At 65.8% G+C, this 16,135-nt stretch carries 16 protein-coding genes and 3 pseudogenes; all 19 read left to right on the top strand.

The window, feature by feature from the left end; genetic code table 11:
• Positions 1-908: pseudogene (fliI, locus tag EOA49_RS23340) on the top strand (flagellum-specific ATP synthase FliI); the annotation flags it as partial.
• Positions 889-1,548 carry a hypothetical protein gene (locus EOA49_RS23335; protein WP_127242044.1) on the top strand — a complete coding sequence of 220 codons (660 nt, stop codon included), beginning with the start codon at positions 889-891 and terminating at the stop codon, positions 1,546-1,548. The pseudogene fliI and the gene EOA49_RS23335, both read left to right, overlap by 20 nt.
• A gap of 89 nt (positions 1,549-1,637) precedes the next feature.
• Complete coding sequence (flgB, locus tag EOA49_RS23330) at positions 1,638-2,018, top strand: flagellar basal body rod protein FlgB (RefSeq protein ID WP_095823386.1); 381 nt, start codon at positions 1,638-1,640, stop codon at positions 2,016-2,018.
• A gap of 2 nt (positions 2,019-2,020) precedes the next feature.
• On the top strand, positions 2,021-2,437 hold the full coding sequence (gene flgC / locus EOA49_RS23325) for a flagellar basal body rod protein FlgC (RefSeq protein WP_067326083.1): 417 nt from the start codon (positions 2,021-2,023) through the stop codon (positions 2,435-2,437).
• Entirely contained in the window at positions 2,437-2,766 is a 330-nt protein-coding gene (locus tag EOA49_RS23320) for a flagellar hook-basal body complex protein FliE (protein ID WP_095823387.1), read from the top strand. Before flgC ends, EOA49_RS23320 begins: the two co-directional genes overlap by 1 nt.
• 9 nt (positions 2,767-2,775) lie before the next feature.
• Positions 2,776-3,564, top strand: a complete 789-nt coding sequence (gene flgG, locus EOA49_RS23315; RefSeq protein WP_127242045.1) for a flagellar basal-body rod protein FlgG — start codon at positions 2,776-2,778, stop codon at positions 3,562-3,564.
• 6 nt (positions 3,565-3,570) lie between these two features.
• Complete coding sequence (gene flgA, locus EOA49_RS23310) at positions 3,571-4,113, top strand: flagellar basal body P-ring formation chaperone FlgA (RefSeq protein WP_095823388.1); 543 nt, start codon at positions 3,571-3,573, stop codon at positions 4,111-4,113.
• Positions 4,110-5,351: a flagellar basal body P-ring protein FlgI gene (locus EOA49_RS23305; protein ID WP_127243372.1), complete on the top strand. Its 1,242-nt coding sequence runs from the start codon at positions 4,110-4,112 to the stop codon at positions 5,349-5,351. Before flgA ends, EOA49_RS23305 begins: the two co-directional genes overlap by 4 nt.
• Positions 5,352-5,413: 62 nt before the next feature.
• Entirely contained in the window at positions 5,414-5,947 is a 534-nt protein-coding gene (locus tag EOA49_RS23300; RefSeq protein ID WP_095800636.1) for a MotE family protein, read from the top strand.
• Complete coding sequence (gene flgH, locus EOA49_RS23295; protein ID WP_067002405.1) at positions 5,944-6,648, top strand: flagellar basal body L-ring protein FlgH; 705 nt, start codon at positions 5,944-5,946, stop codon at positions 6,646-6,648. Before EOA49_RS23300 ends, flgH begins: the two co-directional genes overlap by 4 nt.
• Positions 6,649-6,665: 17 nt before the next feature.
• Positions 6,666-7,160, top strand: coding sequence for a flagellar basal body-associated FliL family protein (locus EOA49_RS23290; RefSeq protein ID WP_127241321.1), 495 nt, complete (start codon positions 6,666-6,668; stop codon positions 7,158-7,160).
• Between the two features lie 77 nt (positions 7,161-7,237).
• Positions 7,238-7,887 (top strand): annotated as a pseudogene (fliP, locus tag EOA49_RS23285) (flagellar type III secretion system pore protein FliP).
• Between the two features lie 228 nt (positions 7,888-8,115).
• Positions 8,116-9,000 (top strand): flagellin, encoded by an 885-nt coding sequence (locus tag EOA49_RS23280; RefSeq protein WP_067326063.1) that lies wholly within the window; start codon positions 8,116-8,118, stop codon positions 8,998-9,000.
• 281 nt (positions 9,001-9,281) lie between these two features.
• Complete coding sequence (locus EOA49_RS23275) at positions 9,282-10,166, top strand: flagellin (RefSeq protein WP_067002412.1); 885 nt, start codon at positions 9,282-9,284, stop codon at positions 10,164-10,166.
• A gap of 187 nt (positions 10,167-10,353) precedes the next feature.
• Positions 10,354-12,012, top strand: coding sequence for a flagellar basal-body MS-ring/collar protein FliF (fliF, locus tag EOA49_RS23270; protein ID WP_067002414.1), 1,659 nt, complete (start codon positions 10,354-10,356; stop codon positions 12,010-12,012).
• Between the two features lie 3 nt (positions 12,013-12,015).
• Positions 12,016-12,642: a hypothetical protein gene (locus EOA49_RS23265; RefSeq protein WP_127241319.1), complete on the top strand. Its 627-nt coding sequence runs from the start codon at positions 12,016-12,018 to the stop codon at positions 12,640-12,642.
• Positions 12,639-14,084: a MotB family protein gene (locus EOA49_RS23260; RefSeq protein ID WP_127241318.1), complete on the top strand. Its 1,446-nt coding sequence runs from the start codon at positions 12,639-12,641 to the stop codon at positions 14,082-14,084. The genes EOA49_RS23265 and EOA49_RS23260 overlap by 4 nt, the downstream gene beginning before the upstream one ends.
• Entirely contained in the window at positions 14,081-15,511 is a 1,431-nt protein-coding gene (locus EOA49_RS23255) for a chemotaxis protein MotC (RefSeq protein WP_127243371.1), read from the top strand. Before EOA49_RS23260 ends, EOA49_RS23255 begins: the two co-directional genes overlap by 4 nt.
• A pseudogene (locus EOA49_RS23250) lies at positions 15,508-16,135 on the top strand (hypothetical protein); the annotation flags it as partial. The gene EOA49_RS23255 and the pseudogene EOA49_RS23250, both read left to right, overlap by 4 nt.

Below are 16,135 nucleotides of genomic sequence, written 5' to 3'. Positions count from 1 at the left end.
CCGGAGTGCGGGTGATCGACATCTTCACGCCGCTCTGCTTCGGCCAGCGGCTCGGCATTTTCGCCGGCTCCGGCGTCGGCAAGTCGACGCTGCTTGCCATGCTCGCAGGTGCCGAGGCCTTCGACACGGTGGTCGTGGCGCTGATCGGCGAGCGCGGCCGCGAGGTACGCGAATTCCTCGAGGACACCATCGGCGCCGACAGCATGGCCAAGACCGTCGCGGTCGTCGCCACCAGCGACGAGAGCGCCATGATGCGCCGGCGCGCGCCCGACACAGCCATGCGCGTGGCCGAGCATTTCCGCGACCAGGGCCATCGCGTGCTCCTGGTGCTGGATTCGATCACCCGCTTTGCCCATGCGCTGCGCGAGGTGGCGACGGGCACCGGCGAGCCGCCGGTCGCGCGCGGCTACCCGGCATCGGTCTTCACCGATCTGCCGAAGCTGCTCGAGCGCGCCGGACCAGGCGCCGAGGGCAAAGGCTCGATCACCGCCATCATCTCGGTGCTGGTGGACGGCGACGACCACAACGATCCGGTGGCCGATTCGGTGCGCGGCATCCTCGATGGCCACGTCGTGCTCGACCGCGCGATCGCCGAGCAGGGACGCTACCCGCCGGTCAATCCGCTGTCGTCGATCTCACGTCTCGCCGACAAGGCCTGGAGCGCCGAGCAGCGCATGCTGGTGACAAGGCTGAAAGCGATGATCGCGCGCTTCGAGGACACGCGCGACATCCGTCTGCTCGGCGCCTATCAGGGGGGCGCCGACGCCGAGCTCGACATCGCCGTGCGCCAGGTGCCGCTGATCTACGAGGCGCTCACGCAGTCGCCGAGGGACCGCGCATCGGCCGATCCGTTCACCGATCTCGCCCGCCATCTCAAGGGGAAGCAGAATGGCGATCAAGGAGATTGACCTGCAACAGACCGAGCGCATGCTGCGTGAGATGATTGCCGAGGCCAAGGCCGCCGAGGAGGCCGACGCCAGCCGCGACTCGCTCATCAACGGCCTGTTCCCGAAAAAGGTGGAGTGGCCGCAGCCGCCGCCGGCCCAGTTCCCCCGCCTGGCCAACAGGAAAGCGGACCGGCGCAGCGATTTCGTCGTCGCAGCGCTCGGCATCACGCTCGGCCTGATCTGCGCGCTGTTTCCCTGGTATATCTTTTTCAACCAGGAGCAGTTCGGCGTCCAGACCATCAAGTTCGGCGGCAGCGGCAGCAATTCCGGACGCGAGGGCGGCGGCGTCGCGGCCGAACGCAGCGGACCGCTGACGGCCAAGGACGTTCCCAACGCCGATATCGACCTCCTTGCCACTGGAACGGTGCAGGACGAACCCCCGCCGGCGCCTGGCGACCAGCCGTTCCCTGCGGCCGCGGCGGAATTCAGGATGGTGCATGTCGCCAATGGCCGCGCAATGATCGAGGACGACACCGGCCTGTGGATCGTCCAGCGCGGCTCCGTCCTGCCGGACTCCAGCCGCGTCGCCGCGATCGAGCAGCGCGGTGGCAAGTGGGTGATCGTCACCGATGCCAACAAGGTGATCCAGCTTTCCAGGTAATGGCCTCGTAACGGGCCGCGGGCTCGCTCCGCGCAAGGTCCGCGCAAGACTGGCGGCCTAGTCTTGTGCGTACTCGCCCGGAGAGTCCCATGGAACCCGTCAACCTCTTTGACCTCGCCACCCGGCAGTCGCAATGGCTAGCCGTGCGCCAGTCGGCGATCGCATCCAACATCGCCAATGCCAACACGCCGGGCTACACGGCAAACGACGTCGAACCGTTCGAAAAGGTCCTCGACCGGACTGCGGTGACGCTGGCGGCCACCCAGACCGGCCATTTGGGCCCCGAGGGGACCAATGCCGGCTTCAATCTCAAGCCGGAGGATGTCACGGGCTCGATAATGCCGTCGAAGAACACGGTGGTGCTCGAGGACGAGTTGATGAAGGCCGGCGAAGTTCGCCGCTCCTTCGAGCTCAACACGGCGATCGTCAAAGCCTTCCACTCGATGATGACGATGGTGGTGAAGAGCTGACCATGGACGCCCTGACCGCAGCCCTTAAAGTCGCGGCATCCGGCCTTGGCGCCCAGTCGGAGCGTCTGCGTGTGGTGTCGGAGAACCTCGCCAATGCGCAATCGACGGGCAACACGCCTGGCGCCGATCCCTATCGCCGCAAGACGATCAGCTTCCAGTCCGAGCTCGACCGGACGAGCGGTGGTTCGCTGGTCGAGGTGAGCTCGATCGCGCGCGACCCGTCGGACTTCCCGATCGAGTTCCAGCCCGGCAACGAGGCCGCCGACGCAAAAGGGTACGTGAAGATGCCCAACGTCAACGTGCTGGTCGAAATGGCCGACATGAGCGAGGCCAACCGCTCCTATGAGGCCAACCTGCAGGTCATCAAGCAGGCTCGCGATCTGATTTCCATGACCATCGACCTGATGAGGAACCAGTAATGATCGGCGGTATCGGGGCACTACAGTTCAAACCGGCAATCGACGGCACGGAGGCCGCCTCGCCGGGCCTGCTTCAGGGCGGTGTCGGCACCAAAGCAGGCGAAGGCGTCGGCAGCAGCTTTGCGGAGGCTCTCAGCCAGGCTGCGAACAAGACCGTCAACACGCTGCAGAACGCCGAGCAGATGTCGATCCAGGCGCTCAAAGGCGACGCCGACACCCGCCAAGTGGCCGATGCGGTGCTGAGCGCCCAGCAGGCCCTGCAGACGACGATCGCCATCCGCGACAAGGTCGTCTCGGCCTATCTCGAAATCAGCCGCATGAGTATCTAGGACCGCGTCATGAAAGCCCTTGCCATCGCCGCGACCGGCATGAACGCCCAGCAAACCAATCTGGAAGTCATCGCCAACAACATCGCCAACATCAACACCACCGGCTACAAGCGGGCGCGCGCCGAATTCTCCGACCTGCTCTACCAGGTCGATCGCACCCAAGGGGTGCCCAACCGCTCCAACACCTCGCTTGTGCCCGAGGGCGTTTCGATCGGCCTCGGCGTCAAGACGACGGCCGTGCGCAACGTCCATACACAGGGCGAGCTGACCAGCACGGGCAACAGCTTCGACCTGGCGCTGACCGGCCGCGGCTGGTTCCAGATCGAGGGCGCCGACGGCAGCACGCTCTACTCCCGCGCCGGTGCCTTCAACACCAATGCCACCGGGCAGTTGGTCACCGCCGACGGCGCCACCGTCATTCCGGCGATCACCGTGCCGACCGACGCGGTCGAGGTCATCGTCAACAAGACCGGCCAGGTCTTTGCCCGTATCGACGGCCAGACCGACCTTCAGCTTCTCGGCCAGCTTCAGATCGCCAATTTCGCCAATGAGGCGGGCCTGGCGCCGCTCGGCGACAATCTGTTCCAGGAGACGGCTGCCTCCGGCCCGGCCAATGTCGGCGTTCCAGGCGATCCGGGCTTCGCCACCATCGAGCAGGGCTATCTGGAGTCCTCCAACGTCGATCCGGTCAAGGAAATCACCGAGCTGATCTCGGCGCAGCGCGCCTATGAAATGAGCTCGAAGGTCATCCAGGCCGCTGACGACATGGCCTCGGTGGTCTCAAAGAACATCAGGTAACCGACGATGGCCATGCCGGCTTCCTGCCCTGCTTTTCGTCGCGCCGTGCTTGCCCTTGCGCTGGTGGTCGTCGGCGTGCCGGCGCTTGCGCAAGAGACGGGCCCATCTCCCTTGCGATCCGGGGAGTCGGCCAACCAGCTCGCCGCCAATCAAGCGGTCGGCGAAGCCGTGCTGATCCCCAACCGGGTCATCTATCCCGGCGAGACGATCGAGCTTGCGGCGCTGAAGCAGGTGACGCTTGTCCCGGGCAAGCACAAGCCGGACGGAATGGCGACGCGCTCCGAGGAACTTCAGGGCAAGGTCGCCAAGCGCACCCTCGTGCCCGGCCGCTACATTCCGGCGGCCGCGATCCGCGATGCCTGGCTGGTCGAGCAGGGTGCCTCGGTGCAGGTCTATTTCACCGCCGGAGCACTGACCATCTCGGCCGCCGGCGTCACGCTGCAGCCGGGCGCCGCCGGCGACCTCATCAAAATTCGCAATGTCGACAGCGGCAAGATCATTTCCGGCACAGTAATGGCCGACGGCACGATTCGGGTCGGCGCATCGTGAGGCGCGTCTTTGCCCTTCTGCTGAGCGCCGCGATCGGTCTTCAGCCCGCATTGGCCGATGGGCTCACGTCCAAGGCCAAGCGCGAACTTGCGCAGAAAAATGGCGGCGTTTACGACGATCCGGAATACGATCCGGCCACCACCACCCGCATGTTCCGCGTCTCGACGGGACCGAGCACGCTGCCGCCCGGCCAGGTCGCCGCGCGCATCAAGGACATTGCCCAGCTGCAGAGCGCGCGCGACAACCAGCTCGTCGGCTACGGCCTGGTCATCGGCCTGGCGGGAACCGGCGACAGCCTGCGCAACTCGCCGTTCACCGAACAGTCGATCCGCGCCATGCTGGAGAACCTCGGCATCGCCACCGAAGGTGGCAGCGCGCGCGCCAAGAACGTCGCCGCCGTCATCGTCACCGCCAACATGCCGCCCTTCGTCCAGTCGGGCGCGCGCATCGACATCGACGTCTCCTCGATGGGAGATGCCACCTCGCTTGCTGGCGGCACGCTGGTGATGACGCCGCTCAAGGCCGCGGACGGCGAGATCTACGCCGTCGGCCAGGGCTCGGTGATCGTGGGCGGTTTCACCGCCCAGGGCCAGGCCGAGCAGCTGACGCAAGGCGTGCCCACCGCCGGCCGCGTGCCGAACGGCGCCGTCGTCGAGCGCTCGGTGCCCGCCGAGTTCGACGACCAGGGCGTGCTGACGCTGCAATTGCGCAATCCCGATTTCTCGACCGCCATCCGCATCGCAGACGCCATCAACGACTACACCTCGCAGCGCTTCGGCATGCGCGTTGCGGCCGAGCGCGATGCCCGCACCGTGCAGATCAGACGGCCGAAGAACGTATCGGCCGCGCGCTTTTATGCCGAGATCGAAAACCTGGTCGTCGAGTCGGATGCGCCTGCCCGCGTCGTCATCGACGAGCGCACCGGCACCATCGTCATCGGCAACAACGTCAAGATCTCGCGCGTCGCCATCAGCCACGGCACTCTCACCGTGCGCATCACCGAGGCGCCGAAAGTGGTTCAGCCGGAGCCCTTCTCCAAGGGCGAGACGGCGGTCGAGCCCTTCACCGCCATCGAGGCCTCGCGACCCGACGCCCGCGTCGCCGTGCTCGACGGCCCCGACCTTGAAACGCTCGTTTCCGGTCTCAACCGTCTCGGCGTGAAGCCCGACGGCATCATCGCCATCCTGCAAGGCATCAAGTCGGCCGGCGCCCTGCAGGCCGACCTGGTTCTCCAATAGGCATGCCGATGATGGAGCTCTTCTCCTCAAACCCGCATCGTCGCCCGAGACTTCATACGACCATGAAGCTACTAGCCGCTGTCGCGATCGCTGCGTTGATGGGCGGCACTCCTGGTCGCGCGGAAGAAGTCCGCCAGGTGCTGCCCGGCGGACAGGCCCCGGCCCAGCCGGCTGATCTCGCGCGCGGGAAGGCGCCGGACGAGAGCGAGATCCAGCGCTTCTGCTCCAACATCGCCGATGCGGCTCGCGACCGCCGCTACGCGTTGCAGGCCGAGGAGCTGAAGCAGCTCCAGGCAGGCATCGACGAGCGCATGAAGGCGCTGGAGACAAAACGCGCCGAGTACGAGCAGTGGCTGAAGCGGCGCGAGGTATTCCTGGCGCGCGCCGAAGAGAGCGTCGTCAAGATCTATGCCGGCATGAAGCCAGACGCCGCGGCCGAGCGCCTGGCAATGGTCAACGCCGAGCTCGCTGCGGCCATCCTGATGAAGCTCGATGCGCGCAAGGCCGGCGTCATCCTCAACGAAATGGACCAGAAGGCGGCGGCGACGCTCACCGGCATCATGGCCAGCGCGGCGCGAAGGGTTGATCCGTCATGAAGTTGAAATTGCTCGTCCTTGTCGCGGTCGCGGCACTGTCCGGCTGCGGCACCGATCTCAAGGAAGTCGGCCGGGAGCCTGCGCTCTCACCGGTCGGCTCCGGCATCGGCAATGGCGGCGCTGCCCCCTACTCCTATCCGGAGCCGCCGGCAAGACCCGTCAAGAAATTCTCGCTTTGGGATGATCGCCAGAGCAGGCTTTTCACCGATCCGCGGGCGCTGCGCGAGGGCGATATCCTGACCGTCAACATCAAGCTCAACGACAAGGCCAATTTCAAGAACAAGAACGACCGCAGCCGCACCGCCGCGCGCAAGCTCGGCTACGACGTGACGCTCGGTTGGGACGGCAAGAGCACCAGCGGCAAGGGCGATGCCGGCTTGAGCTCCAGCACCGAGACCAACGCCGACGGCGAGATCAATCGCTCGGAGAATCTCGAGCTCAATGTCGCCGCCGTCGTCACCGAAGTGCTGCCCAACGGCAATCTGATGATCAGGGGCTCGCAGGAAGTGCGCGTCAATTACGAGCTTCGGGTCCTCACCATCGCCGGCATGGTCCGTCCCTCCGATATCGGCGCCGAAAACACCATTCCCTACGAGCGCATCGCCGAGGCACGCATCTCCTATGGCGGACGCGGCCGCGTGAGCGAGGTCCAGCAGCCGGCCTACGGTCAGCAGATCCTCGACCAGGTTCTTCCTTTCTAGGCCGGGAGCGCGCTGTCGTGTCAAATGTCGAGCAGGCTCAGCCCAAGAAGGGACCTTCCCTTGTGGTCCAGCTCGCCATGCTCTTGGCCATGACGGGGGCGGCCGTCGGCATGGGCTGGTTCTCGGGCGGCTATCTCAAGCAGGGAGAAGCCCCGGCGCCGGTTCCTGCCGCACCCGAGAACGCCGGCAACCCGGAGAAGTCGGCCGAAGTGGGCACACAGATCGCCGGACCGACGGTGGTCCAACTGGCGCCGATCACCACCAATCTCGCCGCCCCCAGCGAAGTCTGGATAAGGCTGGAGGCATCGGTGCTCTACGACGCGCCGCAGCCGCAGGACATGACCGAGCAGATCCATCAGGACCTGCTGGCGTTCGTGCGCACGCTGAAGATGCATCAGATCGAAGGCGCCAGCGGCTACCAGCATCTCAAGGCCGATCTCGACGAGCGTGCGGCGCTGCGCAGCGGCGGCCACGTCAAACAGGTTCTCATCAGGACGATGCTGCTCGAATGAGAAAGTTCCTCATCGCCACGGCGCTCATCGTCGCCACCACCTCTGTCGCCGCGGCCCAGCAGCTCGATCTCGGCGGCATAGGCAAGGCCGACGGCACCACGGTCGGCTATCTCATCCAGATGTTCGGGCTGCTCACCGTGCTTTCGGTGGCGCCGGGCCTGCTGATCATGGTGACGAGCTTCACCCGCTTCGTCATCGCCTTCTCGATCCTGCGCGCCGGCATCGGCCTGCAGTCGACGCCGGCTAACCTGATCCTGATCTCGCTGTCGCTGTTCATGACCTTCTATGTCATGGCGCCGACCTTCGACCAAGCCTGGAACACCGGCGTCAAGCCGCTGATGGACAACCAGATCACCCAGGCCGAGGCCTTCGAGAAGATCTCGGATCCGTTCCGCAGCTTCATGCTGCACAATGTGCGCGACAAGGATTTCGATCTTTTTGCCGATCTCGCCCGCGAGCGCGGCCAGACCGTCTCGCGTGACACCGTGGACCTGCGCATTCTGGTGCCCGCCTTCATGATCTCGGAAATCAGGCGCGGCTTCGAGATCGGTTTTCTGATCGTGCTGCCGTTCCTGGTGATCGATCTCATCGTCGCCACCGTGACCATGGCGATGGGCATGATGATGCTGCCGCCGACGGTGGTTTCCCTGCCGTTCAAGATCCTGTTTTCGTGCTGATCGACGGCTGGAACCTTCTGGTCGGCAGCCTGGTGCGATCCTTTACCTGATCGCCCCGCCGGGCTCCAGGACGACACTTAAGGCTTCGCCTGCTAAGGCCCGCGCGAATTATTTTGGATTAACCGTCCAGTTTAGCCGTTTGGTAGGAAGTTGCCCGCATAGTCCGCTCCAGATGGCGGGTGATCGGGTCTCAGCGATCATGGGCATGATGCCGCACCGTCATACCGGACAAGCCGGTATGTCAAAAAAATCCGTGTAAAAACCAAGGTACGAGTATCATGTCCAGTATCATGACCAATTCCGCTGCGCTGACCGCGCTGCAGAGCTTGAACAACACCAACAAGCAGCTCGAGACCACCCAGTCCCGCATTTCCACCGGCTACCGTGTCGCCACCGCCAGCGACAACGCCGCTTACTGGTCAATCGCCACCTCGATGAAGTCCGACAACAAGGCGCTCTCGGCCGTTCAGGACTCGCTCGGCCTCGGCGCAGGCAAGGTCGATACCGCCTACACCGCCATCAACGACGTCAAGGATCAGGTCGACCTGATCAAGACCAAGCTGGTTACCGCCCGCGGCGCCAGCCAGGAAGACCAGCAGAAGATCGCGACCGAAATCAAGGCCATCCAGGATCAGATCAAGTCGTCGGTCACCAACGCCAACTTCGCCGGCTCGAACCTGCTGCAGAACGACGGCACGGCTGCTTCCGATCTGAACATCGTTGCTTCGTACAACCGCACCGGCTCGACCGTCACCATCGACACCATCAAGGTGGCCTCTGCCGACACGCAGGTCCTCGACACGGCGGGCACCGGCGGCATCGTTGGCGGTCTGCTTGCGACGACCTTCTTCGACCCGAGCTCCGCCGCCGTCGCCGACACCGCCATCGACACCGCGCTCGGCAGCGTTGAAACGGCGCTCGGCAAGCTGTCCACCGGCGCCGCCTCGCTCGGCGCCGCAAAGTCGCGCATCGATACCCAGCAGAGCTTCCTGTCGAACCTGTCGGACTCGATCGACAAGGGCGTCGGCGCTCTGGTCGACGCCGACATGAACAAGGAATCGACCCGCCTGCAGGCCCTCCAGGTGCAGCAGCAGCTCGGCATCCAGGCGCTGTCGATCGCCAACGGCAATTCGCAGCAGATCCTGTCGCTCTTCCGCGGCTGATCGCCCGGCGAACTTCAGGCATCTTTGTCGGGCCGCGCCACCAGCGCGGCCCGATTTTCATTTTTGATGCTGCTGCCCCTCCGAGGCGCGCCTCTTCCCTCGGGAAATATTACCGCACCGCGGTTTCAAGGCTGGCTTTTAACGCGCCGTTAACTGTGACGCGCTAGCTATGGTTAACCAATCGCTATGACGGGCCGACCGACGGTCGACAGGCATGACCGCCCCCGCCAGAGAGTTGACCGGCATGCGCGAGGCATGCCTGCTTTGAGAAGGGGTGTATCTTGGCAAGCATCATGACCAACGCCGCCGCGCTCACCGCGCTGCAGAGCCTCAACGCCACCAACAAGGCGCTTGAGACGACGCAGGGCCGCATCTCGACCGGCTACCGTGTCGCCACCGCTTCCGACAACGCCGCCTACTGGTCGATCGCCACCTCGATGCGGTCCGACAACAAGGCGCTCTCGGCCGTCCAGGACGCGCTCGGCCTCGGCGCCGGCAAGGTCGACACAGCTTACACCGCCATCACCGACATCAAGGACCAGGTCGACGCGATCAAGGCCAAGCTGGTCACCGCGCGCGGCGCCAGTCAGGACAACCAGCAGAAGATCGCGACCGAAATCAAGGCCATCCAGGACCAGATCAGGTCGTCGGTCACCAATGCCAGCTATGCCGGTTCGAACCTGCTGCAGAATGACGGAACGGCCGCCTCGGACCTGCATGTCGTGGCTTCGTACAACCGCACCGGCACGACCGTCTCCATCGACACCATCGACGTGGCAGCGACCGACACGCAGGTTCTTGACACCGCCGGCACGGGCGGCATCGTCGGCGGGCTGCTTGCGACGACCTTCTTCGATCCGAGTGCCGCGGCCGTTTCCGACACCGCCGTCGACACCGCGCTCGACAGCGTTGAAACCGCGCTTGCCAAGCTCTCCACCGGCGCTGCCTACCTTGGCGCCGCCAAGTCGCGCATCGACACCCAGCAGAGCTTCCTGTCGAACCTGTCCGATTCGATCGACAAGGGCGTCGGTGCCCTCGTCGATGCCGACATGAACAAGGAATCGACCCGCCTGCAGGCGCTCCAGGTGCAACAGCAGCTCGGCATCCAGGCGCTGTCGATCGCCAACGGCAACTCGCAGTCGATCCTGGCCTTGTTCAAGAGCTGATATTTCCGCTGAGGCAACCCCTCCATCGCAAGGCCGCGTCCTGAGCGCGGCCTTTTTCTTGCGCGTCGGACTGCTGCCTCCGGGCCGTTCGGGCCTCGCATAGCCCCTGGCCGCACGCACTATCATCCTCGCACAAGCTTCGCGGTCTAGTCTTCCGGCGGAAAGTCATGCTGGGAGCGGTTGAATCGTGCCGGAACAGATCCAGAGCCTCATCGCGAACCTCCGCGGCTTCGGCGTCAGGCGTCTCGCTCTCATGGGCGGCATCGCCGCGCTGGTCATGGCCGTCATCGGCGTCGGCTCGGTCTATCTCAACCGCCCGGCCTACGAGACGCTCTATGTCGGGCTCGACCGCAGCGACGTGAACCAGATCGGCCTGGTGCTGGGCGAGGCCGGCATCGGCTTCGATGTCGGCGCCGACGGAACATCGGTGCTGGTGCCGGCCGGCACCACCGCGCAGGCGCGCATGCTGCTGGCCGAAAAGGGCCTGCCGACCAGCGCCAACGCCGGCTACGAGCTGTTCGACAATGTCGGCTCGCTCGGCCTCACCTCGTTCATGCAGCAGATCACCCGCGTGCGTGCGCTGGAAGGCGAGATCGCGCGCACCATCCAGTCGATCGCCGGCGTCAAGGCGGCGCGCGTACACATCGTCATGTCCGAGCGCGCCAATTTCCGCCGCGACGAGCAGCAGCCCTCGGCCTCGGTGGTCATTCGTTATGCCGGCGTCGATGCCGAAAAGAGCGCCCAGTCGATCCGCCACCTCGTCGCCGCAGCGGTTCCCGGCCTGTCGGCCGACAAGGTGACCGTGCTCGATTCCAACGGCAATCTGCTCGCCGCCGGCGACGACACTTCCAACACAAGTGCTGCCCGCACGCTCGGCGTCGAGCAGACGGTCGAGGCGCAGATCGGTGACAACATCCGCCGCGCGCTGACGCCCTATCTCGGCCCCGACAATTTTCGCGCCAGCGTCAAGGCCGACGTCAATACCGACACCCGTCAGACCGAAGAAACGATCTTCGATCCCGAATCCCGCGTCGAGCGTTCGGTGCAGTCGGTGCGCACCAACGAGGCCAGCAACCAGAAGCAGGCCTCGAACCCGACCAGCGTCGAGCAGAACCTGCCCGAGACGCAGACGACCACGACTGAAGGGCCGCAGTCCTCCTCGCAGAATGACCGCAAGGAGGAGATCACCAACTACGAGATCAACTCCAAGAAGATCGCCACCGTTTCCAATGGCTACTCGGTGACCAAGATGTCGATCGCCGTCGTCGTCAACCAGGATCGGCTGAAGACCATCCTCGGCAAGGACGCCACCCCCGAGCAGCTTGCCAAGCGCGTCGCCGATATCCAGAAGATGGTGGCCTCCGCCACTGGCTTTGAGGAGAAGCGCGGCGACGTCATCGATGTCTCGGCGGTCGAGTTCATCGACGGGCTGGACGGTGAGCCGATCGACCAGCCGGGCATCCTCGCCTCGATCGGCACATACACCGGCACGCTGATCAATGCCGGCGCCTTTATCGTCGTCGTGTTCCTGGTCGCCTTCTTCGGCCTGCGGCCGATGGCGGCCGCGCTGACGGCGTCGGCCAAGCCCGCGGCCCTCGCCGGCCCGAGCTTCGACGATGTCCAGCGCTCGCTGCCGACGCCCGACGCGCCGGTGGCCGCAATCGCGGCCGACACGGCCGTCGGCGCGCTGCCGGGCGCCCGGCCGGGCGCCACTCCGCTCGACGACCTGCGCCAGAAGATCAGGCCTGCGCCGCAGGAACGGCTAGCACGCATGGTCGACCTCAACGAGGAACGCACCGCCCAGATCCTGCGCAAATGGGCCGCCGCCCCGGAAGCCGCGGGTTAAGCCATGGCTTCGGCGGCCCTTTTCGATCTCCTGCCCGATTTCGGTTCGCGCGCCCCGCGCGCCGGCCAGGCACCGTCAGCGCCTGACATCGAGCGCAAGCCAGACATATCGCCACCGCAGGCCGACATCGGCGCGCTGATCGCCGAGGCGGTGGCCGATGCGGAAGCAGCACTCGGGGCGCGGCTCGCGGCCGCCCACGAGGCGGCCCTCGAGGCCGAACGCCAGGCCAATGACGATGCGGCAAAGGCGTTCCTCAAAAGCTTCGGCGGCGATCTGGGGGCGGCGGTCGCGACACGGATCGATGCCATGGAAGCGCGCGTGGCCGAGCTCACCGCCGCCACCGTCGCCCGCATCATCGGCGGCGTGGTCAGCGATGATCTGCAGGAGCGCTCGATCGAAGCTCTTGCCCGTACCGTAAGCGCCGCGATTGCCGACAGTGAGGCGGTGCGTATCGGCGTGCGCGGGCCACTGTCGCTGTTCGAGCCGCTGAAGGCGTCGCTTGGAGATCGCGCGGCCAATCTCGATTTCACCGAGGCCGCCGGCTTCGACCTGACCGTGACCATCGATGAAACCGTCTTCGAGACGCGCATCGCCGAATGGTCGGCTTCCCTGTCGGAGGTCCTATCATGAGCGCCATCGACCACGGCGAGGCCAGGCACGAGATCATCATCGTCAAGCGGAACCACGACGGTCATGACGACGGCCATCATGGCGGCGTCTGGAAGATCGCCTTTGCCGACTTCATGACCGCCATGATGTGCTTCTTTCTCGTCATGTGGCTGATCAACGCCGCCAACGAGCAGACCAAGGCGGCGGTCGCCAGCTATTTCAACCCGGTCGAGCTGATCGATCGCAATTCCAGCCGCAAGGGCCTGGAAGACCTTGGCGACGGCCCGAGCAAGGTTGGCCTCACCGCCGACAATCCGCAGGATGGCGCGAGCAAGGCCGGCGAGGACGGCAAGGGCGGCGCCGGCTCCTCCGACCGCAGGCAGACGAAGGAGGCCTCGCAGAAATCCGATCTCTCCGACGAGCATTTGTTTGCCGATCCCTATGCCGTGCTGTCGGAGATCGCTACCGATACCGGCGTGATGCAGAATGTCAGCGCCAAGGGTGAAGGCGGCGCTCAGAACGCCGGTCCGGCGACCGGCGCTTCCGGCGGCGAATCCTATCGCGATCCTTTCGCGCCGGACTTCTGGTCGCAGCAGGTTGCGACACCCGGCGCCGAGGCCAGTGCCGAACGCAGGAGGATCGAAGGCGATCCGGCCAGGCCCGGCGAGAAGGTCGCCGAGACCGATGTTCCGAAAGTCAAGGCCGCTCCGCCGGCACCGCCGCAGTTGGATGCGCCGCTCGAGCCGTTGGCCACACCGGAAAAACCCGGTGCCAAGGTGGTCGCCGGATCGAACGGTGACACGAAAGTCGGGAAGGCCGAAGGCAAGGCGGTCAAGGGCGAGAAAGCCCAAGCTGAAAAGGCAGAAGCCGAAAAGGCGGAGGCCGCTGCTACCGATGCTGCGATGCCGGGAGCCGCAGGGGCCGAAGCGGCGACGGCCGAGCCGGCAAAGGCGGAGCCGAAGCAAGCCTCCGAAAAGGGAGAGAATGTCCCGAGCAGCGCCGCCCTCAAGGCGGCCGCCGAAATCAAGCAGGAACTGGCCAAGGCTTTTGCGCCCGGTGAAAAGCTGGCCGAGGGCGTCTCCGTCGAGGCAACCGGCAAGGGCGTCGTCATCTCGATCACCGATCAGCTCGACTTCGGCATGTTCGAGATCGGCTCGGCCGTGCCGCGCCGCGAGATGGTGCTGGCGATGGAGAAGATCGGCCGCATCGTCAACGAGAAGAAGGGCACCATCACCATCGGCGGCCATACCGATGCGCGGCCGTTCCGCAGCGACGCCTACGACAACTGGCGGCTGTCCACCGCCCGCGCCCACTCCGCCTATTACATGCTGGTGCGCGGCGGCGTCGACGAAAGCCGCATCACCGAGGTCGCGGGCTTCGCCGACCGCCAGCCCAAGATCGCGTCCGATCCGCTGGCCGCCGCCAACCGCCGCATCGAGATCCTGATGGCGACCGGCGGATGAGGGGCAGGACCGCCATCGGCCGCGCAGTCGGGCTGCTGCTGCTCGCCGCAGGATCGCCCGCTGCCGCTTTTGCACAGGATGACGGCCTGCAGCCTTATCAGCTGGTGCGCTCGCTGCAGTTGGTCCAGGACCGCATCGCCGGAGGCGATCATGCGGCGCTGCCGATGCAGGCCAAGCTGCTGGAAATGACCGATGCGAGGCTTCGCGCCGCCGATGCCGGCGATTTCAAGGACCCGAAGAATTTCCGCGCTCTGCTCGTCTATGGCATGAGCGGCGGCAATCCCGTCACAGTCGAGGCGGCAGCTTCGCGCGCGGCGACCGACCCGCAAAGCCTCGCCATCGCCAAAGGGGTCGTCGCCTATCTCAACGGCAGGCCGGCCGCGGCAATCGAAATCCTGAAGCCGATCGACCCGATGAGCGTGCCCGCCGACCTCGGCGCCTTCCTGGCGTTGGTCAAGGGCTCGCTGCTTGCGACCGATGAACCCGCAACGGCGCTGACGCTGCTGGACGAGGCCCGCCTGCTCAGCCCCGGCACACTGGTCGAGGAGGCAGCGCTTCGCCGCTCGGTCGGCCTCGCAGCGACACAAGGCGACGCCGCGCGCTTCGCGCTTGCCTCGACGCAATATGTCGCCGGCTATCTCTATTCCCCCTATGCCAGCCAGTTCGCCGATTCCTTCGTCTCCGGTGTGATTGCGCTGCACATGTCGATCAGCCAAGACAAGCTCGCCGACATCACCTCGATGATGGACCCCGAGCGCGAGAAGGTGATTTATCTGCGCATCGCGCGCCGCGCCGCGATCGACGGGCTGAGCGACCTCTCCGCCTTCGCCTCGGCCCGGGCCGAGCAGGGCCGCAACGGCAAAGGCAATCAGGACGACCCGCGCGCCGTGCTCTATTCGAGCCTCTCCACGGTGACATCGGCCACGATCGACGATGTGCGCGCGAGGCTCGGCACGATTGATCGCGGCAAGCTTTCGGAGAGCGACCGCGCTTTGCTCGATGCGGCGCAAGCCGTTGCCGGCGAGGTCGTCGCTCCCGTGCGTGCGGCCGCCATGAATGAGACGGAGGCCGCAGGTCCGGCAAAGAGCGATGCCGCGAAACCCGCTGAAACCGAGGCTGCGAGCCCGGCCGACGCCGAAGGGTTGCCACCGGTGGAGGGCGCGATGGCCGAGCAGCCGGCCCCGGTCAAGCCGGCGGACGCGCCGGCCGCAGCGTCCGCGCCGCCGGCTCCGCCGACGACGGCTCAGGCCGCGGCCGAGGCTCAAGCCCCCGCTCCTGCGCAGCCCGAAACGCCATCCGTGCTGCCTGCATCCGCGCCGGCGGCCGCAGCAAGCCTCGATCCGCACGATCCCACCGATGCCGCGATGCTCAAAGCGCGCCGCCAGCTCGACCAGATCGACCAGCTACTCGGAGCCGCTCCCAAATGACCAGCGCCCAAATGAACAGCGTGAGCCAGGCCACGCCGGGACTTGCATCCGCCCAAGTCCAATCGCGGCAGCATCCTGCCGACGGCAAGGAAAACGGCGCGAATTTTGGCGAGATGGTGCATGGCGCCGGACAATCGGCGAGGGAGGCAAAGCATCCCGCCGAACCTGTGTCTTCCCATGCGCAGCCGGAGCGGCGCGCCCTCGCCGGTTCGCCCAAGCCACGACCCGATCAGGATGGCCAGAACAAGACTGCCGCGCCGAAGCCAGCGGCCGGAAAGGCCGCGAAGAATGGCGCCGAGGCCGACCATGTAAAGGCCACGGACGATGCCGATGCGGCGGCGCAATCGTCAGATAGCGCTCCGCTTCATGACGGTTTGCCCTTGTTGATGGCGCTGGGCGACATCCGCCACTTCGCAACGTCGACAAATGCCGAGCGCGGTGGATCTTCTGTCGAGGGAGAGGCAGGAACCCAGCCCTCGATCGGCCAGGCCGCGTCTTCGCAGCTGGCGATCCGTCAAGGCAAACGCATGTTGGCCGACGCTTCCGAAGGCAGCGAGCCATTGCCGCGATCCGGTCGCGCGACGATGGCGACCGAGAAGCCCGGACCCGATTTCGGACAGAAAC

Source organism: Mesorhizobium sp. M1A.F.Ca.IN.020.04.1.1, assembly GCF_003997315.1.
Taxonomy (GTDB): domain Bacteria; phylum Pseudomonadota; class Alphaproteobacteria; order Rhizobiales; family Rhizobiaceae; genus Mesorhizobium.
The sequence above is the reverse complement of the archived record's forward strand: the minus strand, read 5'-3'. Positions and strand labels throughout refer to the sequence as shown.

Excerpts from the sequence above, each read along its gene's own strand:
- EOA49_RS23265 (WP_127241319.1), top strand. The coding sequence starts at position 12,016 with ATGGCTTCGGCGGCCCTTTTCGATCTCCTGCCCGATTTCGGTTCGCGC.
- EOA49_RS23280 (WP_067326063.1), top strand. The coding sequence starts at position 8,116 with ATGTCCAGTATCATGACCAATTCCGCTGCGCTGACCGCGCTGCAGAGC.
- flgG (WP_127242045.1), top strand. The coding sequence starts at position 2,776 with ATGAAAGCCCTTGCCATCGCCGCGACCGGCATGAACGCCCAGCAAACC.
- EOA49_RS23335 (WP_127242044.1), top strand. The coding sequence starts at position 889 with ATGGCGATCAAGGAGATTGACCTGCAACAGACCGAGCGCATGCTGCGT.
- EOA49_RS23320 (WP_095823387.1), top strand. The coding sequence starts at position 2,437 with ATGATCGGCGGTATCGGGGCACTACAGTTCAAACCGGCAATCGACGGC.
- flgA (WP_095823388.1), top strand. The coding sequence starts at position 3,571 with ATGGCCATGCCGGCTTCCTGCCCTGCTTTTCGTCGCGCCGTGCTTGCC.
- EOA49_RS23255 (WP_127243371.1), top strand. The coding sequence starts at position 14,081 with ATGAGGGGCAGGACCGCCATCGGCCGCGCAGTCGGGCTGCTGCTGCTC.
- EOA49_RS23260 (WP_127241318.1), top strand. The coding sequence starts at position 12,639 with ATGAGCGCCATCGACCACGGCGAGGCCAGGCACGAGATCATCATCGTC.
- EOA49_RS23300 (WP_095800636.1), top strand. The coding sequence starts at position 5,414 with ATGAAGCTACTAGCCGCTGTCGCGATCGCTGCGTTGATGGGCGGCACT.
- flgB (WP_095823386.1), top strand. The coding sequence starts at position 1,638 with ATGGAACCCGTCAACCTCTTTGACCTCGCCACCCGGCAGTCGCAATGG.
- flgH (WP_067002405.1), top strand. The coding sequence starts at position 5,944 with ATGAAGTTGAAATTGCTCGTCCTTGTCGCGGTCGCGGCACTGTCCGGC.
- flgC (WP_067326083.1), top strand. The coding sequence starts at position 2,021 with ATGGACGCCCTGACCGCAGCCCTTAAAGTCGCGGCATCCGGCCTTGGC.